Raw genomic sequence first — 22,013 nt, 5'->3', positions numbered from 1 at the left:
CTTTAAATTTAGAGCAACACCTTACTTAGACGTTTGTTCAATTTTGGTTTGCAGTAGTGTTATGCGGGCGTTGAGTTTTCTAAAGCTATACTGTGAATAGAAAAAGTTCAAAAAGAAAGCAGCAAAACCTGAACAAGCAAGCCCTATCAATGGGCTGAAATAAAACATTAACAACAAAACAATAACAGCCATCGCTATCGTAAGTCCCAAATTATGAGATGCACTAAATAACTTTCGGTTGTTTTTTTCAAGTTGAACTATGTGAGAATCTATATCCATTAAAATTTCCTTTTAACAAATCAACGTTAACTATCTTGAGCTTTAGATGGCCACATAAGCAGCATCTAAAGAAGTCCATTTACTCCACTGCGCTTTAGTTAATCGATATAACTGTACAGCACGACCATGAAATTCATGAGTGCTATAGTCTGTAAAACCAATTTTCTTTGCTACTTTCAGTGACGCAATATGCTCAGGTTCAATAATAACAACGACGGATTGATGAGTAGTTTGAGTAAACACATACTTTAAAACACCTTAAGCCGCTTCGCAGGCTAATCCTTTATTCCAAAAATCGCCCGCTAATCGATACCCTAAATTAGGCTCTTCGTTACCCGCGACACTTTGTGGAGAAACACCACAAAAACCTATAAGTAGGTTACTGTTTTTATCTATTAGTGCCCATGGGCCCAAACCGTATGAACCGTAGCATTGTAAACACCACTTTATAAATTCACGAGTTGCAGCTTCATCGCACACACCACGAATTGAGTATTTCATCACTTCATCGTCATTAAGAATTTCACTTAATGCCGACACATCATCAATTGAAAATGGCCGAATAAGCAACCTTTGGGTTTCACAAATTTTCACTCAAACCTTCTTGTTATCAAAGCTAAAAAATTTCAACAAACCAAGTGATTAAGGTTGTTATCTCAGTTATTTCGCTCTTTTTTATATTTCGAATGCCATAAAAAGTATCCAAATAATATGCCTACTAAAGGAAATATTATTAAAGATGTAATGATTCCATCAAAAAAAATCTTGCTCACCTGTAAAGTACATAATTAATTGAAATAAAATAGCTGTAGGAATTCCCCAGCCTAGAACACCTTTTAGTAAAATAAAACGGAATTTAGCGTGGTTTATATTCATGAGCCTTCCTTGAGTTGTGGCGCCAAATAATAAGCTGAAATAAATCATAGTCGTTAGTGAGTTAAGTCTCTAAATTATTGAAGACGATTTAAATTAGTTTAAAATTACATTAACACTATTGAAAAAACACTTAACCAACTTAATTGGATACCATAAGAGATACGTTGATAGGTACCTGGATTACTTTGAAGCTTAACCGCTTTAGCCATAGCAAACAGATAATAAACAGTAGCGATAACAGAAACAATTGAAAAAACACGAAAGTATAAAGGAGTAATTTCTGTGGTTGGACTGATCGCTATTAATATTGGTGCTAAAACGAGCGAAAGCAACATAATGAAACCAGCCCAAGAGTGAACCTTGCAGCTAAAAGTTGGGTGTTTAGTAAATGGGTCAGCATCCATAGGAAAATAACCCGCAACCCAGGTACCAATACCATGCACTATAACTAACCAACCAACCAACAATATTAACCAATATAGAAACATTAGCCAATTGCGCCAAATACCAGCCAAAAAAGCAAAATAGAAAACCTAAAGGATAATTATTAATTAGCGGTGACAGTTTTTCAGTTGGGCTTCCCGTTGCACCTAATTCACTACAAAATTGTTTAGAATGGCTGTAGCCTTCATAAAATAGACTTGCTACATAGACACCAATGAATATCCATAATGTGGCTATTAACCCTGAATAAATCGCAATCGTTTCAAACATCACCATAATCCTTTTTGTGATTAATTCATTAAAGCCTTTTTGAACATAGAGGAGAAAATGAGCCGGCTTCGAGTGACGAGCTGTGAGCTTGTACAAACAGCCTGAAACCTAGTCATAACAGCCCTGAGCTAGAACCTTTAATCTACTTTTTCAACCCAGCGCCTCATTATTAAGCCATTTCTTTATTGTTATAATTGGCCACTAATTTAATGCAATGGGTATTGGGTTTTAAAAAACAAAGCGCTACAAAAATGTAGCGCTTTCATTACTTATAGGTTGTTTGTTTAAACTAAAACGCGTTATTAAAAAAAGCCAAGCGGATCTTCGCTGTAACTTACTAGCAAGTTTTTAGTTTGTTGGTAATGATCAAGCGCGAGTTTGTGAGTTTCGCGGCCTATACCAGACTTTTTATAACCGCCAAACGCTGCATGTGCTGGGTACATATGGTAACAATTAGTCCATACACGACCTGCTTCTATTTTGCGACCAAAGTGATAAGCACGATTCATATTACGGCTCCATACCCCTGCGCCTAAACCAAATTCTGAGCTGTTAGCCAGTTCAAGTGCTTCGGCTTCGTCTTTAAAGGTCGACATTGAAATAACGGGGCCAAAAATTTCTTCTTGGAACACGCGCATGTCATTACGTCCTTTTAATAGTGTAGGTTGAATGTAATACCCGCCGTTTAGCTCGTCGCTTAATTGCTCAACATGCCCGCCAGTTAATACTTCAGCACCTTCTTCTTTACCAATTTCAATGTAGCTTAAAATTTTATCAAACTGCGCTTTAGAGGCTTGTGCGCCTACCATGGTTTCACTATCAAGCGGGTTGCCACGTTTAATTTGTTTAGTACGTTTTAAAATACGTTCTATAAATTGCTCATAAATATCTTCTTGAATGAACAAGCGTGATGGACAAGTACATACTTCACCTTGGTTAAAGTAGGCAAGAATGGCACCCTCAATTGCTTTATCTAAATATGAGTCGTCTTTTTCCATAACATCGCTAAAGAAGATATTAGGCGATTTCCCCCCAAGCTCGACCGTTGAAGGAATAATATTCTCGGCTGCACATTTTAAAATATGTGAGCCCACAGGAGTTGAGCCTGTAAAGGCAATTTTAGCAATGCGCGTACTAGTTGCCAGTGCTTCACCTGCTTCTTTACCAAAGCCGTTTACCACATTTAAAACACCTCCTGGCAGTAAATCGCCAATAATTTCCATTAACACTAAGATTGAGGCAGGTGTTTGCTCGGCGGGTTTTAATATTACACAGTTACCTGCTGCAAGTGCAGGCGCTAATTTCCATGCGGCCATTAATAATGGGAAGTTCCACGGAATAATTTGCCCTACAACGCCTAGTGGCTCATGAAAATGATACGCCACCGTGGTTTCGTCTATCTCGCCAATGCTGCCCTCTTGAGCACGCAAACAACCGGCAAAGTAACGAAAGTGATCGGCGGCCAGTGGAATATCAGCGGCAAGGGTTTCACGAATCGCTTTGCCGTTATCCCATGTTTCGGCCACAGCAAGTAACTCTAAGTTTTGTTCAATGCGATCGGCAATTTTTAATAAAATATTGCTACGCTCGGCGACTGAGGTTGTGCCCCACTGGGTTTTTACAGCATGCGCTTTATCAAGTGCTAAATTAATATCGTCTTTATCAGAGCGAGGAATTTTACAAAATACTTCGCCATTAACTGGGCTTATATTATCAAAGTACTGGCCGTTAACTGGGGCAACCCACTCGCCGCCAATGTAATTACCATACTGCTGTTTAAATGTGACGAGTGCATCTGCTGAACCTGGGTTTGCGTAAATCATATATGTGTTCTCTTGTTGTTGTTAGCTAAAAGTCTAAGCCGAAATTTGTTAGAGTAATGTAGCAACTTGCTTTATATTTAATCGGTATTGATTGACATTAGACCATTAAGCGCTTAAAAACTTGCTTAGCTGTCCAAAAAAGTTGTCTGTGAGTCCATATTAAAAACGCTCTATAACGATTAAAAAAGGCTGAACATGCACACATCTCAGTTAAATAAAAAACGCCAACAACTTGATGTACTGATTGAAAACAAAGTGACCTTTGCTGCCGATAACTCCGAGCTAAGTATTTACGATACCTATAAAAGTGCGCAAAAAGTGGCGTTGCATTCTAACGAATTACTGTTTTGCGCTATGCTCAGTGGTAAAAAAATAATGCATGTTGAGAGCAGTCAATACCACAAAGCGTTTTTACCACATGAATCGTTTGTATTAGCACCCGAGCAAAGCGTGCTGATTGATTTCCCACAGGCAACTATCAACTCACCTACCACCTGTTTGGCGATTGAAATTAGCACCGATAAAATAACCAATGTGGCTAATGCGCTTAATATGCAGCAAAATTTTGCAAACGATGCCTTGTTTGAATACAGCCCTAATTTAGTGCATACCCAACATAATACTCAAACGCAGCAGTTATTAGAGCGCATGGTTCATTTATTTAGTGAGCAAGGCGCCGAGCGACACTACTTGATTGATTTATCGTTAAACGAATTGATCACCCGTTTATTACAACAACAGAGCCGTGATTTATTGCTGGCCAACTGTGACAAGCTGCGCCTAAAAAGTAACGTGAGTGATGCACTGCATTATATTGAAGAGCATTTAAACGAAAACCTCGACATAAACACCCTTTGTAAAATAACCTGTATGAGCCGTAGTAAGTTTTATCAGCAGTTTAAACTTGCTTTTGGTACAAGCCCTGCGCTTTGGCAACAACAACTTAGGCTTAAAAAGGCCCGTACGCTTTTATTAGAAGGCCACGCTATAAGCAAGGTGTGCTACGACCTGGGTTTTAATAGCGCCAGTCATTTTAGCCGTTTATTTAAGCAAACTTTTGGTATTGCACCAAAAGCGTGTCGCCACTAACCTAACACGACAGTTTTTGTTATATTAAACAGCCTAATATGCTAGATTGTTTGCAATGTTGTAAGTAGTAATGAGTCACCGATGAGTAAACCCACCCGCTGGACATTAAAGAGTATTGCCAAAGAGTTAGGTGTGTCTAATGCTACGGTATCAAATGCGTTTAATCGCCCTGATCAACTCTCTGCTAAACGCCGCGAAGCCATACTTAAAGCGTGCAAAGAGCTGGGGTATTATGGCCCTAATAAAGCGGCGCAGTCTTTGCGAAGTGGCACCTTTAATATTGTTGCATTAGTCCTTCCCGATAGCGTGGAATACATGGTATCAGACCCTGTTGCGAGCAGTTTTATGCGGGGAGTAACCTCGGTACTTGAAAAAAACAATATTAATGTTTTATTGTTTTCAGGCAATAGTGACAACCTCAACAGCGTTGTTGATTTTGTCGATGGTTTTATTTGTTATGGTCGCCCGCGCAATAAAGCACTAGTAGAGCAACTAAAAACAGTCTCCAAACATGTGGTGACGGTTGATTTTGACATTGCCCGTAACGCCTCAATTAATGTTAATAACGAGCAAGCCAGTTATGAAATAGCCAAACATGTTTTGCATAATCAAGATGATAAAGTGGCTATATTAGGCTTAAGATTACTTGATGAAAATGTATTGTGCCGGGTATACGAACATCACGAATTTGAAACTGGCCAATCTATTTCGCATCAACGTTTGCGTGGTTATCAACGCGCCTTAAGTGAGGCTAATATAACGGTTGCCGACGACCGCATTTGGAATATTCCTGAAAGCAGTGAGCGCTTTGCAAATATTGCCGCAAAAGAGGTATTAACAGCCTCCCCTCGCCCTAACGTGATTATATGCATGAGCGATTTAATTGCCCTTGCCACCATGCGAGAAGCCATAAAACAAGGGATAAAAATAGGCAGTGAGCTGCGTATTGTGGGGTTTGATGGCATAGAAGAAGCCGCTCGTTTTGTACCTCGCCTCACTACAATTCATCAAAATAGCCAAGAAAAGGGCGTTATGGCTGCTAACTTATTTATTTCTAAAGAAGAAAAACAATATGAAGTAGGTTACGCACTCGATATTGGTGCAAGTAGCTAAGCACTGTTAATAAAGCAAATAAAAAAGCCAAACAGAGGCTGCTTGGCTTTTGGTTTTCAACAAATAAAGCTATTTAAGCCAATAAACTTTGTAAGTTTAGAGTGCTTTCTTGAGTGCCATTAACCTGCGTAATAAGTGCAGTACGGCTTGCAAAGTCAATCCTCAATGAAATTGATTGTTGTTCAAGCTTCCACATTAAACAACAAACACTTGCGCCGCCTTGAGCCGAAAATTCACCTGCAAATGCGGGATGTTCATTACGCATTTTAATTAGCTCTATGAGCCCTTTTACTACCGGTTTATTAAGGGCTTGCTCTATTTTAGCCGCGTTCAAATATGGGCGATTTATATCACGGCCAACATTGGTTTTTGCTAACAGTTCCATATCGTTTTCACAGGCAAATAAGCCGCCGTAATAAACTTGCGGTACACCTGGCGCAAAAAATTGAATTGCGCGCGACAGCAAATAGTCAAAATCATTAGCGCCTAATGCATTGTAATAAGTACAGTTTACTTGATATAAATCGACATTACTGGCAGCCGCGCCTGTTGCTTGACGGCTTTGATTGTTACTATTTGCATGCATGGTTTCTACTAGGTTATCAATTTGCTCTGCATTTAATAAGCCTGGTTTTTCACCCATTGGGCCTGCATCAATAATGCCTATGCCATCATGGGTGTCTAGTACCGTTAAACAGTTACGCGGCGATATTTTTAGCCATTTGAGTAATGCATCCGCATTGTTATTAAACAAGCTATGTAGAATTAGTGGTGGCAACGCAAAGTCGTAAACCATATTAACGCGCTTAGCTACATCTACTTGTGTTTGATAATGGCTATGAATTTCTGCAATGGTTTCCATGCCTAAATCGTTGGCTTGCTTTGATAAGTTATCTAAGTAGCCAAACGTTTCATCTAGCATAAAACAATTAGTACCCGCCTGCTTAATGGCATAACCCGCTGCATCTAAACGAATAATATTAACGTTGTTAGCAGAGAACTTAGTAAGTACATTATTTAAATACGCAATTCCTGCCTCTACTTTTACGTTTATATCAATTTGATTGTCGGTAAAAGTGGTCCAAAAATCATACGTTTGACCATCACCGCATTTCATTGGCGTAAAACAACTGCCTGGGCGTGGACGGTAAATAGCTTGCTGCTCAGCCTTGCTCATACCATTGGGAAACACGTCTTCTTTGGTTAAAAATAAATCCCAAAATGCTGACGCTTTACCTTTAGCCAGCACATCTTGAAATTGAAAAGATTGCGCCGACACATGGTTCACTATTAGATCAGCCATTAAATCATGGTCTTTACCGAGTGCCTTTATGTCGTCCCAAGTACCGATTCGAGAATCAACTTCACTATGATCAATCGGGTCAAAGCCTGCATCGCTGCCATCAATTGGGTTATAAAATGGCAATAAGTGCACACCACCAAAAACGCCCTCTAATGGGCCATGTAAAAGAGTGGTAAGTGCATTTATATCTTGGCCAGTAATTCGATCAGCGTATGTGATCAATTGAACTTTATTCTTCATCATTGTGTGATTACCATGTTGAAACTTAATCGATTAAGATATATCTTTAACTAGCACGTACGAATTTACAAGTTATTTTTATAAATTTTACATACAAATATCGTGGCGACATTAATACTATAATCAGTAACTGACTGACTTACTGAGTGTTAAGAACGCATTTAACGAGGAAAAGCACATGACAAAATCACACACACACGTAAGCAGCGATCCGTTGCAACAAATTCGCTGGCTCACATATATGATGTTTTTTATGTTTGCCATGACCTCCGATGCCGTTGGCATGATCATTCCCGAGCTCATAACTGAATTTGGTTTAAGCATGACCCAAGCCAGCGCATTCCACTATGCGCCTATGGCACTCATTGCCTTTAGCGGATTATTTTTAGGCTTTTTAGCCGATAGCCTCGGGCGTAAAAAAACGATTATGCTTGGGTTATTAATATTTTCTGCGAGTTGCTTTTTATTCGCCATTAGTAGCAGCTTTATATTTTTTGTTTTTTTGCTTTGCTGTATTGGTTTAGCTATTGGCTTATTTAAAACCGGCGCTTTGGCGTTATTAGGCGATATTTCTCATAGCAACGCAGAGCACACTAAAACCATGAACAAAGTAGAAGGCTTTTTTGGTATTGGTGCCATTGTTGGACCTGCACTTGTTGGTGTATTACTGGTACAAAATGTAAGTTGGACTTATTTATATATTATTGCCGGCATTATGTGCTTAATTTTAGCGTTTTTAGCGTGGCGTGCAGAGTATCCAAGCGTTGTTAAAAGCACTGAAAAGCCCGCTTCACTTGCTACCACCATGAAAATGATTAAAAACCCCTACGCGCTTGGCTTTTCGCTCGCCATTGCGCTTTATGTTGCAACCGAGGTTGCCATTTACGTATGGATGCCGACGCTGTTAAAAGACTACACAGGCTCTTGGCCCCTTTTGGCAACCTATGCACTCACCATATTTTTTATACTGCGTGCCGCAGGGCGTTTTATTGCGGTGTGGTTATTAAACCGCTATAGCTGGCAAGGTGTTATGGCTTACTTAAGTTTAGGTATCGCATTGTGTTATGTGGGTACTTTAGTCGGTGGCGTTGATTGGGCTGTTGGTTTATTGCCGCTTTCAGGGTTATTTATGTCGATGGTTTACCCGACCTTAAACTCCAAAGGAATATCGTGCTTCCCGGTACAACAACATGGCGCAGTTGCTGGGGTTATATTATTTTTCACTGCACTTTCAGCCGCATTAGCGCCTTTATTTATGGGTATGATCAGCGATTACTTTGGTCATGTACGTTATGGTTTTTACCTTGCAACCGGCTTTGCCATTATTTTATTTTTAGCGATGCTGTTTAACTATTTCCGTGACCCATCAGCCTGCGCTTTACAAGAGAGCAACCTAATAACTGAGTAAATCAACAAATTGGGGGCTAAAAAAAACACTATATAAATCAATAGATGAGTAAAAAAACAGCAAATAAAGAATAAAATAATTTGCTTATTGTAAAAGATTTGTTATTTTTACTTAATCGATTAAGTAAAAATAACAAACCCCTTCGGGCTCACAAAGCGAGGCGTTCACATGACAACACACAACACACCTTTATATTTAATGAGTGCTTTAGCGCTGGCTGTAAGCCAAGGCGTTTATGCACAACAAGAAGAGCAAAACACACAAGCGCAAGCTAACAAAGGTCTTGAGACTATCGTTGTAACCGGTGTACCACGTCGTACAACCATTATGGCATCAAGCTCATCAGTGAGCAGTTTATCGCTTGCTCAAGTTGAAGTATCTACACCGCGTTCAACTGCTGAAGCGTTTAGAATTATTCCGGGCGTACGCTCAGAGTCAACCGGCGGTGAAGGTAACGCAAACATTGCTGTACGCGGCTTACCTGTGGCCTCTGGTGGTGCTAAGTTTTTACAATTACAAGAAGACGGTTTACCCGTTATGCAATACGGTGATATTGCTTTTGGTAACGCTGATATATTTATGCGCCTAGATAATACCGTACAAACTATCGAATCAATTCGTGGTGGTTCGGCCTCGACTGCAGCAAGTAATGCACCGGGCGGCATAATTAACTTTATATCTAAAAATGGTGAAAACGAATCAGGCAGTGTTTCTACAACACTGGGCCTTGATTACGACACTATTCGTACAGACTTTGAATACGGCACTTACCTTAGTGATAGCGTACGTTTTCATGTAGGTGGTTTTGTGCGCCAAGGTGAAGGCCCGCGTGAAACAGGTTACACATCAAATAAAGGTGGGCAAATTAAAGCCAACCTTACCAAAGACTTTGAAAACGGTTACGTGCGTCTTTATTACAAACATTTAGATGACAAAAGCGTGGGTTACTTACCAATGCCAATGTATGCAAATGGTGACTCAATCCCAGGGTTTGACGCACAATCAGATACCCCGCATTCAGCATTATTTACTAAAACAGTGCGTTTAAATGGCGAAAATCAAATTAGTAGCGGCGATATTCGCGATGGCATGAACCCGCAAGTTGACTCAGTGGGTTTTGAAGCTGTATTTGACTTAGATAACGATTGGCGTATTGAAAACCGTTTTCGTAAATCCTCTGTTAGCGGTAACTTTAATTCACTTATTCCTGCTGAAGTAGGCAGCGCGACTGCTATTGCACAAAGTATTGGCGGCGCAGGTGCAACGCTTAGTAATGCCAATACCGGAGCTGCATTTAATGACGATTTAGCTATGCGTATTCATACGTTTGACGTCACAATGAACGACTTTGACTCTATTGTAAACGACTTCAAACTGACTAAATCACTAAGCGATGATACAAGCGTTACGTTTGGTTACTATGCTTCAACACAAAATATTGCTATGTCATGGTTATGGAACTCTTACCTAATGGAGCTTAAGGGCGATAATGCGGCGCTACTAAATGTAACAGCTGCCGATGGTACAGCGTTTTCTGAAAATGGTTTATATGCATACGGAACGCCTTTTTGGGGTAACTGCTGTCAGCGTGATTACGATACAGAATACGATACCCGCGCCCCGTACGTTTCATTTTCAACAAAAGTGGGTGATGTAAGTATTGACGCAAGTGCTCGTTACGATAGTGGTGAAGCACGCGGCAACTATGCAGGTGCCGTTACCTCAACGGTCGATATGAATCGCGATGGAGTGATTTCAGTTCCTGAACAAAATGTAGCAGGCATTGATACCGCAAATGCTAGCCCAGTAAATTACGATTGGGATTATGCATCCTATTCAATTGGGGCTAACTACCAAATAGATTCAAGCCTTGCGACATTTGCAAGACTGAGTAAAGGTGGCCGCGCAAATGCTGACCGACTTTTATTTGGTAAAGTACGCGCTGACGGTTCGGTTGCTGATGAAGATGCCGTTGATGAAGTAAACCAGTATGAATTTGGGGTTAAAAAACGTTTTGATTCACTTTCAGTTTTCGCAACAGCGTTTTATGCAGAAACAGAAGAGCAAAACTTTGAAGCAACATCGCAAACCTTTTTTGACCGTGAATACGAAGCAAAAGGGATTGAAATTGAATCAACTTACTTCATCGATGCATGGGATTTTCGTGGTAACTTAACATGGACAGATGCAGAAATTGCTAAGGATGCACTTACCCCTGAAGTGGTAGGTAATACGCCACGCCGCCAAGCTGATTTAATCTACTCTTTAATGGCTCGTTATAGCTTTGATAAAGGTGCTGCCGGTGTGAACTTTATTGGTACTACTGATGCTTACGCTCAAGACAACAACGACCTTAAATTTGACGGTTACACTCAAGTAAATGGCTTTGTAAGTTACGATTTATCTGAAAACCTTAATATTGCACTTAATGTAAATAACTTATTCGATACGGTAGGTATTACAGAAGCTGAAGAAGGCTCAATTCCAGATAATAACATTATTCGCGCCCGTACTATTAATGGCCGCACAACATCAATAACGCTTAAATACGCGTTTAACTAACCATCGTTAGTGTAACAAGCGCAGAAGCTATGTTTTTCAGCGATTGTTACACTAACTTTAATTAGTTTTAATAATTCTCCCTTGAATTTTGACCTAGCTCTGCTGGGTTTTTTAGGATTTACACTATGACCAAATTACTTAGCCTCGGCGAGCTACTTATTGATATGCTGCCACAAGATTCTCAAAACAGTGCTTATTTGCCCATTGCAGGAGGTGCCCCTGCCAATGTAGCGGTAGGTTATGCAAAGTTAGGCGGCAAGGCTGCTTTTTGTGGCGGTATGGGTGATGACTACTTTGCTAAACAATTAAGTAAATCGCTTGCGCAATATAAAGTAAGTACAGAGTACTTATTTACGATTAAAGACTCTCAAACGGCCGTGGTTATTGTGAGTTTAGATGAAACCGGTGAGCGCAGCTTTAATTTTTATCGCCACAATACCGCCGATTTACTGTTAACGAGTGATCACTTATGCCATATCAAATGGGATGAATTGAGTACCCTACACTTTTGTTCCAACACGTTAACCAATCCAGCCATTGCAAACACCACCGTGTGTGCTTTAAAGCTGGCTAAAAACAACCATAAACTCGTTAGCTTTGATGTAAATTTACGCTATAGCTTGTGGCAAAATAGCAATGACATTGAACACAATGTACACGCGTGTTATGCGTATTGCGACATTGTTAAGCTATCGCGTGATGAGCTGAACTTTTTAGCTGAGCAAACACAGCATGCACCTGATGATTACTTACAATCTATTTTAAATATAGGTGTTAAATTGGTATTTTTAACCGATGGCCCTGCACCGGCAACGGTTTACCATAAGGGATTTATATTAAATGAATCGGCGCCAATCATTAATGCTGTGGATACTACCAGTGCCGGTGATGCGTTTATTGCAGGCGTGTTATATTATTTAAATCACACCGATGAAAATAGCCCGCTCATCGAAAAAATTAATAATGAGCATCTAGTAAAACACGCTTTAAGTTTTGGTTTGCGCTGTGGCTCTAAAGCCTGCTTAGCTAAGGGGGCATTTCCCGCATTACCTACACTTCAAGAGGTATAATACCAATCCGCAATAATACTTAATCATTTTACGGGGCTAAACGTGTTGCTATCTGCGTTAAAAAATTCTCATTTAGAACAACTAAATAGCAAATTTTTTGCCTAGCTATCAACACGTTTTTCCAGCCTCAAAATAGATCACTTAATTAAGCGAATTGGTATAAATACTTTAAAAATAAAGGCCGATTATGGCCTTTATTTAAGCATCCGCTTCTTCATCATTACTTTTTAACCATTCTAAAGCCGCAGTGGCGTTCTCAAAATATTGAATTTCACCTGATACAAACCAACTGCCTAATTTAGCGATGGTTGATTGCCAGTCTTTGTTGCCGTATATGGCTATTTTTTTAAATTCTTTGTTATGCTTTAAGCCAAGTTTTAAATCATCCCATGCAGCTCTAAGTTCCCAGCCATCAAGCTCAGTACCATCTATGAGTACATTAACAATAGGATGTTTAACTTCGCCAAGCGCAGAGTCAATCATCGGCGTGATCACCTCATAATCTTTATGAGTGAGTGTACCTATAGCTTTTAAGGTTAAAAAAAACTCGCAACCAGAGCGCTCAATACCAATAGATAAGCCGTGTGTTAAATTTACCATAACCCGAACTCCACAATAATATGAGCATCAAGTATAGGTGATAACTTATTAACCAATAGTGAAGTAGATCAAAAAACAGGCACATCACTTTTATTGTGCCCATTTTAATTAAATGCTGAATTATGCATTTTTAAGCCGTGCTATTTGGTTTTCAACATCTGTTAAATGACCGATTTTAAGCCACACTCTGGCTCCTTCACTGCCTGCTGTTGCTTTAATTTCGCTGTTAGGCGGCACTCTTAACCAGCTGTGCTGTACTAATGTATCGCCTTGCTCTTCAAGCGAGCCCTCAAGTACTAAAAGCTCGCCCCCACCTAAGGCGTTTAACGATATTTCACTGTTAGGTGAAAATGCTAAAATACTCACCTCTTCAAAGGCATCTTTATAAAGAGAAACTACATTTACATTACTAAACTCAGGGTGAGGAACGCTGCACATGGTATTAGTTTGCAAGCGAACATGCTCTCTATCCTCTGGCTGAAACTGCCATAATTTCACAAATATCACGCACCCGTTTTCAGAGCTTGGTGTATGTTTTGACTCAGGCGGATTACGAATATAAGAGCCCTTGGGGAAATCACCATGTTCATCTTGAAAAACACCTTCAAGCACAATAAATTCTTCACCGCCGGTATGTGTATGGGCAGAAAAATGGCTGTTTGGCGCATATCGTACAATGCTGGTTGCGCGTGCAACCTCATTGCCCACTCTATCAAGTGGACGCCTATCAACACCCGCCATCGGTGAGGCTATCCATTCTAACGATTCGCTATGTACAACAACACGTTCGCTAAAATCAGCTGCAATTTTCATATTTGACTCCATATCTAAGCGGCAATACTTGGACGCTGAGCGACCTTTTCTTGCCATGCTATTAAATGTGATAGCTCACTAGGAATAGCTATTTTTGCAAAGCCTGCAAACACCAGACCGGCGTACAAAGTAATATCTGCAACACTGAAATTCTCACCAGCAACATAAGCAGAGTTGGCTAACACTGTATTAAAATAAACAAAGCCTTGGCGCGCTTTTTCACCTTGCTTTTCTCCCCAAGCAACATTTTGATAGGTTTCAAGCGCTGGGCCTAAACCATCCGTTGCATGATGAAAGTAAGTGGCTACAGCATCAAGTACCATTGACTCCGCACGTTTTTGCATCATATTAATCACTGCACGCTCTTTTGCCTCAACACCGGTTAATGAAGGGCCTGCAAAAGCGGTATCAATATATTCAGTAATTGCGGTGCATTCTGCGATGAACGTTCCATCATCTAGCTCTAAAACAGGTACGCCTGCTAAGGGGTTTTTAGCTAAAAAAGCCTCAGTACGGTGCTCACCATTTAATAAATCGACAGCAACAAATTCTACTTTATCAGTCGCCTTTTTTTCAGCAAGCGCAATACGTACACGTAATGGATTAGGAAAGTTTTCTACATCATAAATTTTCATAATTATCTCTTTATATTTTTAATCACAGTTTGAGCTAATACTGGCAAGAATAAATCACCTACCTACTGGTAGGTAATTTATATTAAGATCTCGACCTTTGCAAACTAAAAATAAAAGAGCTTGAAAATAACTACCTACTGGTTGATAATTTTTTGCAGCGATATGAAGGAAGTTTAAAATGACAAAAAAAGCAGCCCTGTTAAAAGCAGCAGAAAACAAAGTTAGACTTGGTGGCTATAGCAATTTTAGCTTTAGAGAGTTGGCCAATGAAATTGGTATTAAAAGTGCCAGTGTGCATTATCACTTTCCAACTAAAGCTGATTTAGGTGCAGAGCTTGCGCATCAATATACCGATGCCTTTATCGCTGTACTTGGTGAACCAGAGGCACACAAAGCAAACGGTAAAAACCCTATTGATATTTACACTCAGTTATTTAGAAATGCACTCGTGATTGATAAAAAAATGTGTTTATGTGGCTTGCTCGGCGCAGAAAGCGACAGCCTACCTGATAAAGTGCGGGTTGAAGTTCAGCGGTTTTTTAATAAAAATTTAGCCTGGTTAACCCAAGCACACGCTGCGAATGGTGAAAAAAACCCTGCTCGCGCGGCAATACAAACAGTGAGCTTATTAGAGGGGGCGATGATGATTAGTAAAACCCTAGATGATATCAGCTACTTCGAACAAGCCACTTTTTAGCGATTGGCGATCAAGTATAAAAAAAGCGAGCCTTTATAAGGCTCGCTTTTACATTTTTGAGATTACGATTTATTAAGCCGTACGCACTTTATGCTTTGAATGCACAACAGCTAATACAATAAACCCTATAACAGCCACCGCTGCACCAATCGGTTTACCTAAATCACTTGATAAGTTTAACCCTATTGCCGCAGTCATTATGTATGACAAGGTCACTGCTGTAGCGATTACTGCTGGTATACTAGTGATCCAGTGGAATGTACCACGGTCAAATAAATACTTGGTCGCAAGCCACAACACACTGGTAGAAAGCAGCATATTTGAGAATGCGAAGTAGCGCCAAATCACAGAGAAATCGAGCTTAGTCATAAAGTAGGCAATGGTTAAAATAGGGATTGCTAGCAATAAACGATTACGTAAACTTTGCGGAATACTAAACGCATCAACCACGGTCAAGCGCAGTGAACGAAACGCCGTATCGCCTGAGGTAATAGGGAAAACAGCAACAGCAATAATTGCCATAATACCGCCAAATACACCTAAGTAGCTGTTTGCAATATGGTTAACCACCAAACCTGGGCCACCAAGATCAAGCATAGCTTTTAAACCCGCATAGCCTTCTGGGAATGCAGCAATACCAGCAAGTGCCCAAACACAACCTACAATGCCTTCACACATCATCGCACCATAATAAACTGGGCGTACGTATTTTTCGTTGGTTAAACAACGGGCAATAATAGGTGCTTGCGTTGAGTGAAAACCACTAATAGCACCACAGGTAATGGTTATAAATAGCAGCGGCCAAGTGGGCAGTCCATCAGGATTGGGTGCTAAGAAGTCATGAGCGTGATCGGCCTCAAAGTATGCTAAAAAGTCGCCCGCTACTGGTAAATGCGGTGCGTTTATTAGTAGTGATACCGCAATAGCTACTGTCATCACAATCATTAACAAACCAAAAATAGGGTAAAACTTAGTGATGATTTTATCAATGGGTAATAACGTGGCTAAAAAGTAGTAAGCTAAAATGGCCAAAACCCAAAAGGTATTATTTGCAAATATTGTATCCTTAAATATATCAAGGTTACTTAATAATCCTGCCGGGCTCATAATAAATACAACACCAACAAAAAATAGTAGCATCGCAGTAAAAATAAGCATAAAACCTTTAAATACAACGTTGTAGTAGTGCCCTGCTATTTCCGGTAAGCTTTTACCGTCTTCTTTTATACTCATTACTCCTGAGAAGAAGTCGTGTACAGCGCCACCCAAAACATTACCAAGCACAATCCATACAAGCGCAACCGGACCATATAATGCACCCAATATTGGGCCAAATATGGGGCCTACGCCTGCTATATTTAAAAATTGAATCAAAAATGCACGAACAGGGTGAATTGCAACGTAATCAACACCTTCGCTAAAGCGTTTTTGTGGTGTGTCGACCGTTGAATCCATGCCCGCTTGCTTTTCAACAAACGGGCTATAAAACTTATAGCCTAATATTAAAATAGTTAGGCAAATAAAAAAGATGATCATAAAGCACGCTTCTCTTTTTGTATGTGTGTATAGGGCCAAGTATTGCAGCCCAAATTTTAAAATAACAATTGAACGTAGCATATGAAAAAGCACGCAACAATGAGACGTTTGGCTAATGCTCTGGCAAAATCAAATTTATTTAAAAAAATAAAACTAAGTAACAGCATAAGTTACTTATAAAAAAGCGTTAAAAAACGTTAAAAGTGCTTATATTGCGACTAAAATCTATACGCCAATTTACAACAATAGCTACACCTGAATAATTAATTAGCCTACGATAAACATTATTACTACTTTTAATGTACTGCCGTTGGCCTACGTGGCTTTATAAAAAACAAGGATGCCCTCAATGACACAGTTTACTACGCCCGATTTATACGATGAACATCGCGACCATGTGCAAGTCGCTGACAGTGGCTTGCAACACTTTGGTAATAAAACTCTCTTTTATGGTCAAGTAGTGACTGTCACCTGCCCAGACGATAACTCGTTTGCTGGCAACATATTACATGAAAATGGTGAAGGCAAAGTGTTGGTTGTGGATGGCTTTGCTAGTAAGCGTTTTGCCTTCATTGGCGATATGATTGCAGAGCGAGCCCTAAAAAATGGCTGGCAAGGCATTATTATTAATGGTTGCTGCCGCGATATTGAAATTCTTGCCACGCTTGATTTACCCGTGATGGCGCTAGGCGCTACGCCGCGCTGCACCACTAAGCGCGGTTTAGGTGCCAAAGATCACCCGGTTAATATGTTAAACACCACAATTTATACTGGTGATTGGGTGTATGCTGATGTCAATGGATTAATTATTAGTAATAAAGCCTTGTTTTGAACAATCAAAGTGGCTGTTCGCGATAAAAAAGCAGCTCGAGAGCTGCTTTTTATAAAATCAAACAATAAAGTTTTACATTAAAGTGCTAACCATACATCGGTTGAACCAGGTTCGTTCCCTTGAGTCCACCATTTAGCTTGGTACTTATTACCTTGATAAGAAACTTCATCACCACTGTTATAAATAGCCGTTGGCTGCCAAACTTCGACACCCGTACCATCTGTAGGCTGTGTTGTTGCCTCCCACGCACCACCTAAATCAGGACGCTCGCCTTGAGTCCACCACTTTGCTTTATATTCAACGCCGTTATAAGTGACGACATCGCCACCAACGTATGCAACACTCGCATCCCAATCTCCTGTTGGTGGAGTGGTAGTATCACCATTTGTCACTGTTACGCTAAAGCTTTGCGTTGTAGTTAATGCGCCATCACTTACTGCAACTGAAACAGTGAAGTTTGTATCTGTATCTACAGCGCCTGCCTCAATACTTACATTTGCACCGCTGCCCACTAACGTTAAGCCTGCTGGTACTGTCCACGTATATGTAAGCGCATCGTTTTGTGCATCGTTTGCAACTACAGCAACACTTGCTGATGCGCCTTCTTCAACACTAACATTAGCAATTGCATTAACACTCGGTGCTGTATTTTCGCCGCCTGATGTCGGCGCAATAACATTAACAACAACATCACGATTTACTGTTGCTTGACCATCTGATACCGCAACGGTTGCAACATACTGTGTATCTGTAGTCACTGTTGGCGCATTAATAACCAGTGATGATGTATTTTGTCCAGATACTACTAGCGCGCTATCAGCACTCCAGCTAAAGCTCAGTGGATCGTTATCTGCATCGGTTGCAGAAGCCGTTACTGTGATGCTCTCTCCTGAATTAACAGACACAGATGAAGACACTGAAACAACCGGTTTTTTATTACTTGGCGGCGCAACTACGCCCCCTAAGCCATCATGCATTGCATTTAGAATGTCACCATTGTCAGCATCAATTTCCCATGCAAATAAACCGCCTAAGTTATGCTGATTAACATACGCACCTTTGGCCAGCACAGACTTACGGCTATCATAGGTGATCAGTTTACCAGTTGAGCGATTCCATACATAAGCGGCTTGTGCTTGCTCATCATAACCCACTTCAAAACCATTAATACCGGTGCCTGCCGCACCAATCATATTGGCTTTAACGCCTTTGTAATCAATAACTCCATCTTCCCATACACCTTGTGCCGTGGAGCCTTTTAACGGGCCATTACCAGAGGCGGTCATTGGGTTACCATCAACCGCTGCATTTTGCGGGTAAACACCTTCCCAACCACGGCCATACATGGCTGTGCCCACGACGATTTTTTTCGATGGTACATTTTGCGCAAGTAACAGCTGTACTGCATTATCGGTGGTATAAGCAGGGCCTTTACGAGGTTCGCCATTTTCATCAAGCCCAGTGCCATTACATTGACCAACACTCATGTGCTCGCCACAGTAAAGTGCAGTTTGATGACCAGTTACGTTACTCCATGCGCCATAAAAGTCATAGGTCATGGCAAAAATGTAATCCATGTACTGGCTTGCGGCTTGATAATCTACATCTTCAATTTTATCGTAACCAGCACCAATGGCTGAGGTTAACTCGTAAGTACGACCCGTTTCTGCTTCTAGCTTATCAAGCATAGCGCGCAGCTCTTGCATAAGCGCCACATAGGCTGGGCCATCGTTAATTGGATCGCCAATATCAGGATTGGGGCCGTCACCACCTGGGAATTCCCAGTCAATATCAACACCATCGTAAAACTTCCAGGTTCTTAAAAACTCTTCCATTGAGGCAACAAAGGTGTCGCGGTTTGCTTTATTAGTAAAACCACCAAATGGGTCTGATAACGTCCAACCACCTACAGATGGTAAAATTTTAATATCTGGGTAACGCTGTTTTAGTGCCATTAACTGCGAGTAAGTACCACGAATGGGATCTTTAGCATCAACCCCTGGCAATGCTTTTTGTACTGCGGCCCATGGGTCGTGAATAACCACTTCGTAATCTGCAGAGCCCGCACAGGCTGTTTCCAGTGCGCGCTTAGGACCGCCAGTTAACGACGCATTTTCACCACAAATTGGAATGAAGCCATACAAAATATGACTCAGGTTTTGTGCTGGCATATTCGTTACATCGTAATCACGGCCATAGATCCCCCACTCAACAAAGTAAGCGCCCGTCACTAAATCTTGCTTAACGCCAATATCTCGGTTATTTGGGTCAACATCCATAGGTAATGGTGCTAAATGTCCGCCGTCAGTGTCAGCAATTACAATTGGCTTACCCGCACTTCTCGCACAGGTCGTGCCGCCTTCACATAGTTCAACATACATTGTATGGCGGCCTGCTTTATCATAAGGGAATGAAATAGTGCCACTTTTAGAACCAGCAGCAAGCGTGCCCTCATTTACTAGCATGTCATCAAAGTACACTTTATAGCTATCGCCGCCATCACCGCTCCACGCACTCCATTCAATGTTGATATTAACTTGCTCAACACGGGTAACCAGCTGTTTGTAAGAGCCGTTTCCCTCAAGGTCTACCTCAACAAACGAATATTGCTGTGGCTCCCAATTAATACTTGGTGTAGAAGGCGCTGCCGATACAGAACCGGCAAATAGTGCAACACCCATAGCTGCGGTTAATTGTTTAATATTCATATTTCTCTCTTATCTATTTTTAATGTGATTATTTTGGTTTAATAAGTTTGAACTACAAAACTTAGGCTTTTAGTTACAGTGTTTTCCATACATCGGCTTGTCCTGGCGTATCGCCTTGAGTCCACCAATTAGCGCGATAGCGCTGTCCTTGATAGATTATTTCTGCGCCCGCTTGATAGGCTTTGTTAATACTCCATGCTGCTGGATTAGTACACTCCTCAACAAGCTCCCACGCACTTGAACTATCGGGCTGCTGACCTTGATTCCACCATTTAGCTAAGTAAACACGCTCTTGAAAACTCACTTTATCTGTTGCTTGATAAACCTCAGTAGTGCTCCAAGGCGCTATAGCAGGATCATTGATAACGCTGTCATTAACGGTGACAACAAACTCGGTTTGGGTCGTTAATTGGCCATCAGAAACAGATACCACAACGGTATAATCTGTAGGTGTTGAAACTTCAGGTGAAATTAAGTTGATATTGGCATCGCTACCGGTAAAACTCAGTGGTGCCGGTACTGACCAAGTATAAATTAACGCATTTTGCTCATCATCAAACGCATGTAAATGCACAGCCGTGGTGGTGTTTTCATCAACTACTAGGTTTTCTGGCTTACTAACAATAGGCGCTGTATTATCAGGGGTGCCCTGCACGCTTAATGTATAAGTGTAATTTGGATTGCTTCCATAGACTTGGTTTGTTAGTACATCAGCGCTGTTAAATACAACATCACCAACTTGATTTTGCACACCAATCTGCACTAAATGCGCATAATCAAGGTTAAGTTGTGACGCCAACACTTGCTGCCAATTTGCTTGATTATCGGCACTGATCTTAAGTTGTTGGTTGATCACCTCTTGGCCAGATTCATCAAATAAGCGAGCCCATACAGTGTCGCCTGCAATGGCATTTTGCCCTTGACGTACAAAGTACCCAAGGCTTGCCCACGCATTCGGATTGGTTGGAGCAGCGTCGTTTACAATATTTATATCACTACAGTTATAAAAGCCTTCACCCACAACATCGTTTCGTTGCCAGCGGCTGTACAAAATAGCATCGCCGCTGCGCCCTTGTGGAATAGCCACACTCATTTGATAATAACGCTCACCATCGGTGTCTTTAATCACGTCAACATTTTGATGCTCCTGAACTAGCTCTAAGTCTTGCCAGGTCAATACATCAGTAGCGGCATTAAAAGTTGGCTTAGTTAAGTAAAACTGCCAAAAGCTGGGGTTATGTGGTGTTGATGCAAGGTAACGAACTTGAATTTCACCATTAGCATTGGGTACTACATCGCTGCGCTGCCAATGTGGTGATGGTAAATCCATACCCCGTTTGGCTGTATCGCCACCAGCACATAAAGTGCCGTTTGGTACACTGGCCTCAACTGCGGTTTGATTTAAATAGTCAGGAGTATTAACAGAAAATTCAATCGCTTGCACAAACTGCACCGTGCCCGATTCTAAATATGCTGCTCGACAAGCAAGGTTAGGAATATTTGTGCCATCTTCTTGCCACCAGTACCCGCCATCATCTTGGCAAAATGCTTGGCGCGCTTTAGGGATATCCATATAACCATGTGCTTGCACTTGCGGTGCTAGTGTACTGAGTAGTAAACCACTAGTAATTGCAGATAGCGTAATCGTGTTAAGTTTAATTGATGCCATTATTTTATCCTTTATTAGACTCAATACATGGGGCAAGCTCAGGCCT

The 22,013-nt window shown here is 40.9% G+C and carries 17 protein-coding genes and 2 pseudogenes; 7 read left to right on the top strand and 12 right to left on the bottom strand.

The annotated features are described in order from the left end of the window. Window positions 1–21 precede the first annotated feature (21 nt). From AAGD16_RS16410 to AAGD16_RS16390, 5 genes and pseudogenes are all read right to left on the bottom strand, one after another. Window positions 22–279, bottom strand: coding sequence for a hypothetical protein (locus AAGD16_RS16410; protein ID WP_058155832.1), 258 nt, complete (start codon window positions 277–279; stop codon window positions 22–24). Between the two features lie 42 nt (window positions 280–321). Continuing rightward, window positions 322–873: pseudogene (locus tag AAGD16_RS16405) on the bottom strand (GNAT family N-acetyltransferase). Between the two features lie 159 nt (window positions 874–1,032). Beyond that, window positions 1,033–1,155 (bottom strand): hypothetical protein, encoded by a 123-nt coding sequence (locus tag AAGD16_RS16400; protein ID WP_257720508.1) that lies wholly within the window; start codon window positions 1,153–1,155, stop codon window positions 1,033–1,035. A 104-nt stretch (window positions 1,156–1,259) separates the two neighbouring features. Further along, window positions 1,260–1,869, bottom strand: a pseudogene (locus tag AAGD16_RS16395) (DUF998 domain-containing protein). A 302-nt stretch (window positions 1,870–2,171) separates the two neighbouring features. Next, window positions 2,172–3,692 (bottom strand): aldehyde dehydrogenase family protein, encoded by a 1,521-nt coding sequence (locus AAGD16_RS16390; protein WP_058155830.1) that lies wholly within the window; start codon window positions 3,690–3,692, stop codon window positions 2,172–2,174. A 195-nt stretch (window positions 3,693–3,887) separates the two neighbouring features. Between AAGD16_RS16390 and AAGD16_RS16385 the strand changes: the two genes are divergently transcribed. Next, window positions 3,888–4,781 carry an AraC family transcriptional regulator gene (locus AAGD16_RS16385; RefSeq protein WP_058155828.1) on the top strand — a complete coding sequence of 298 codons (894 nt, stop codon included), beginning with the start codon at window positions 3,888–3,890 and terminating at the stop codon, window positions 4,779–4,781. Window positions 4,782–4,862: 81 nt separating this feature from the next. After that, window positions 4,863–5,894: a LacI family DNA-binding transcriptional regulator gene (locus AAGD16_RS16380; protein ID WP_016900594.1), complete on the top strand. Its 1,032-nt coding sequence runs from the start codon at window positions 4,863–4,865 to the stop codon at window positions 5,892–5,894. Window positions 5,895–5,967: 73 nt separating this feature from the next. Here AAGD16_RS16380 and gtfA read toward each other — a convergent pair whose 3' ends face one another. Continuing rightward, window positions 5,968–7,440, bottom strand: coding sequence for a sucrose phosphorylase (gene gtfA, locus AAGD16_RS16375; RefSeq protein ID WP_058155826.1), 1,473 nt, complete (start codon window positions 7,438–7,440; stop codon window positions 5,968–5,970). Window positions 7,441–7,615: 175 nt separating this feature from the next. Here gtfA and AAGD16_RS16370 point away from each other — a divergent pair, with 175 nt between their 5' ends. The 3 genes from AAGD16_RS16370 to AAGD16_RS16360 all read left to right on the top strand — a co-directional run bounded on the left by AAGD16_RS16370 (window position 7,616) and on the right by AAGD16_RS16360 (window position 12,477). Next, complete coding sequence (locus tag AAGD16_RS16370; protein ID WP_024602703.1) at window positions 7,616–8,845, top strand: sugar MFS transporter; 1,230 nt, start codon at window positions 7,616–7,618, stop codon at window positions 8,843–8,845. A gap of 168 nt (window positions 8,846–9,013) precedes the next feature. Further along, entirely contained in the window at window positions 9,014–11,407 is a 2,394-nt protein-coding gene (locus AAGD16_RS16365) for a TonB-dependent siderophore receptor (protein WP_013463014.1), read from the top strand. A gap of 125 nt (window positions 11,408–11,532) precedes the next feature. Beyond that, complete coding sequence (locus tag AAGD16_RS16360; protein WP_368485864.1) at window positions 11,533–12,477, top strand: carbohydrate kinase; 945 nt, start codon at window positions 11,533–11,535, stop codon at window positions 12,475–12,477. Between the two features lie 198 nt (window positions 12,478–12,675). Here AAGD16_RS16360 and AAGD16_RS16355 read toward each other — a convergent pair whose 3' ends face one another. The 3 genes from AAGD16_RS16355 to AAGD16_RS16345 form a co-directional block, all read right to left on the bottom strand. After that, window positions 12,676–13,077, bottom strand: coding sequence for an STAS/SEC14 domain-containing protein (locus AAGD16_RS16355; RefSeq protein WP_013463012.1), 402 nt, complete (start codon window positions 13,075–13,077; stop codon window positions 12,676–12,678). A 120-nt stretch (window positions 13,078–13,197) separates the two neighbouring features. Next, complete coding sequence (locus tag AAGD16_RS16350; protein WP_013463011.1) at window positions 13,198–13,890, bottom strand: cupin domain-containing protein; 693 nt, start codon at window positions 13,888–13,890, stop codon at window positions 13,198–13,200. A gap of 14 nt (window positions 13,891–13,904) precedes the next feature. Continuing rightward, window positions 13,905–14,525, bottom strand: coding sequence for a glutathione S-transferase (locus AAGD16_RS16345; RefSeq protein WP_013463010.1), 621 nt, complete (start codon window positions 14,523–14,525; stop codon window positions 13,905–13,907). A 178-nt stretch (window positions 14,526–14,703) separates the two neighbouring features. Between AAGD16_RS16345 and AAGD16_RS16340 the strand changes: the two genes are divergently transcribed. Further along, window positions 14,704–15,222, top strand: a complete 519-nt coding sequence (locus AAGD16_RS16340) for a TetR/AcrR family transcriptional regulator (RefSeq protein WP_013463009.1) — start codon at window positions 14,704–14,706, stop codon at window positions 15,220–15,222. Window positions 15,223–15,294: 72 nt separating this feature from the next. Here AAGD16_RS16340 and AAGD16_RS16335 read toward each other — a convergent pair whose 3' ends face one another. Further along, entirely contained in the window at window positions 15,295–16,758 is a 1,464-nt protein-coding gene (locus tag AAGD16_RS16335) for a carbon starvation protein A (RefSeq protein ID WP_013463008.1), read from the bottom strand. A gap of 349 nt (window positions 16,759–17,107) precedes the next feature. On the opposite strand from AAGD16_RS16335, the gene AAGD16_RS16330 reads away from it, so the two are divergent. Further along, the gene (locus AAGD16_RS16330; RefSeq protein WP_377115154.1) at window positions 17,108–17,590 is read left to right on the top strand and encodes a putative 4-hydroxy-4-methyl-2-oxoglutarate aldolase; all 483 of its coding nucleotides are present in this window, start codon (window positions 17,108–17,110) and stop codon (window positions 17,588–17,590) included. 77 nt (window positions 17,591–17,667) lie between these two features. On the opposite strand, the gene AAGD16_RS16325 is transcribed toward AAGD16_RS16330, so the two are convergent. Both AAGD16_RS16325 and AAGD16_RS16320 read right to left on the bottom strand, forming a co-directional pair. Continuing rightward, window positions 17,668–20,298 carry a glycosyl hydrolase family 18 protein gene (locus AAGD16_RS16325; RefSeq protein WP_036955091.1) on the bottom strand — a complete coding sequence of 877 codons (2,631 nt, stop codon included), beginning with the start codon at window positions 20,296–20,298 and terminating at the stop codon, window positions 17,668–17,670. 73 nt (window positions 20,299–20,371) lie between these two features. Continuing rightward, window positions 20,372–21,967 carry a lytic polysaccharide monooxygenase gene (locus AAGD16_RS16320; protein ID WP_377115150.1) on the bottom strand — a complete coding sequence of 532 codons (1,596 nt, stop codon included), beginning with the start codon at window positions 21,965–21,967 and terminating at the stop codon, window positions 20,372–20,374. Window positions 21,968–22,013 lie beyond the last annotated feature (46 nt).

Source organism: Pseudoalteromonas sp. M58 (assembly GCF_042604605.1).
GTDB lineage: Bacteria > Pseudomonadota > Gammaproteobacteria > Enterobacterales > Alteromonadaceae > Pseudoalteromonas > Pseudoalteromonas tetraodonis.
This window is presented reverse-complemented; position numbering and strand designations above follow the sequence as displayed.

Bases quoted from the DNA above. Each gene is read 5' to 3' on its own strand.
- AAGD16_RS16320 (WP_377115150.1), bottom strand. From the start codon at position 21,967: ATGGCATCAATTAAACTTAACACGATTACGCTATCTGCAATTACTAGT.
- AAGD16_RS16350 (WP_013463011.1), bottom strand. From the start codon at position 13,890: ATGAAAATTGCAGCTGATTTTAGCGAACGTGTTGTTGTACATAGCGAA.
- AAGD16_RS16385 (WP_058155828.1), top strand. From the start codon at position 3,888: ATGCACACATCTCAGTTAAATAAAAAACGCCAACAACTTGATGTACTG.
- AAGD16_RS16360 (WP_368485864.1), top strand. From the start codon at position 11,533: ATGACCAAATTACTTAGCCTCGGCGAGCTACTTATTGATATGCTGCCA.
- AAGD16_RS16380 (WP_016900594.1), top strand. From the start codon at position 4,863: ATGAGTAAACCCACCCGCTGGACATTAAAGAGTATTGCCAAAGAGTTA.
- AAGD16_RS16390 (WP_058155830.1), bottom strand. From the start codon at position 3,692: ATGATTTACGCAAACCCAGGTTCAGCAGATGCACTCGTCACATTTAAA.
- AAGD16_RS16330 (WP_377115154.1), top strand. From the start codon at position 17,108: ATGACACAGTTTACTACGCCCGATTTATACGATGAACATCGCGACCAT.
- AAGD16_RS16335 (WP_013463008.1), bottom strand. From the start codon at position 16,758: ATGATCATCTTTTTTATTTGCCTAACTATTTTAATATTAGGCTATAAG.
- AAGD16_RS16345 (WP_013463010.1), bottom strand. From the start codon at position 14,525: ATGAAAATTTATGATGTAGAAAACTTTCCTAATCCATTACGTGTACGT.
- AAGD16_RS16400 (WP_257720508.1), bottom strand. From the start codon at position 1,155: ATGAATATAAACCACGCTAAATTCCGTTTTATTTTACTAAAAGGTGTT.
- AAGD16_RS16410 (WP_058155832.1), bottom strand. From the start codon at position 279: ATGGATATAGATTCTCACATAGTTCAACTTGAAAAAAACAACCGAAAG.
- AAGD16_RS16340 (WP_013463009.1), top strand. From the start codon at position 14,704: ATGACAAAAAAAGCAGCCCTGTTAAAAGCAGCAGAAAACAAAGTTAGA.
- AAGD16_RS16355 (WP_013463012.1), bottom strand. From the start codon at position 13,077: ATGGTAAATTTAACACACGGCTTATCTATTGGTATTGAGCGCTCTGGT.
- AAGD16_RS16370 (WP_024602703.1), top strand. From the start codon at position 7,616: ATGACAAAATCACACACACACGTAAGCAGCGATCCGTTGCAACAAATT.
- gtfA (WP_058155826.1), bottom strand. From the start codon at position 7,440: ATGATGAAGAATAAAGTTCAATTGATCACATACGCTGATCGAATTACT.
- AAGD16_RS16325 (WP_036955091.1), bottom strand. From the start codon at position 20,298: ATGAATATTAAACAATTAACCGCAGCTATGGGTGTTGCACTATTTGCC.
- AAGD16_RS16365 (WP_013463014.1), top strand. From the start codon at position 9,014: ATGACAACACACAACACACCTTTATATTTAATGAGTGCTTTAGCGCTG.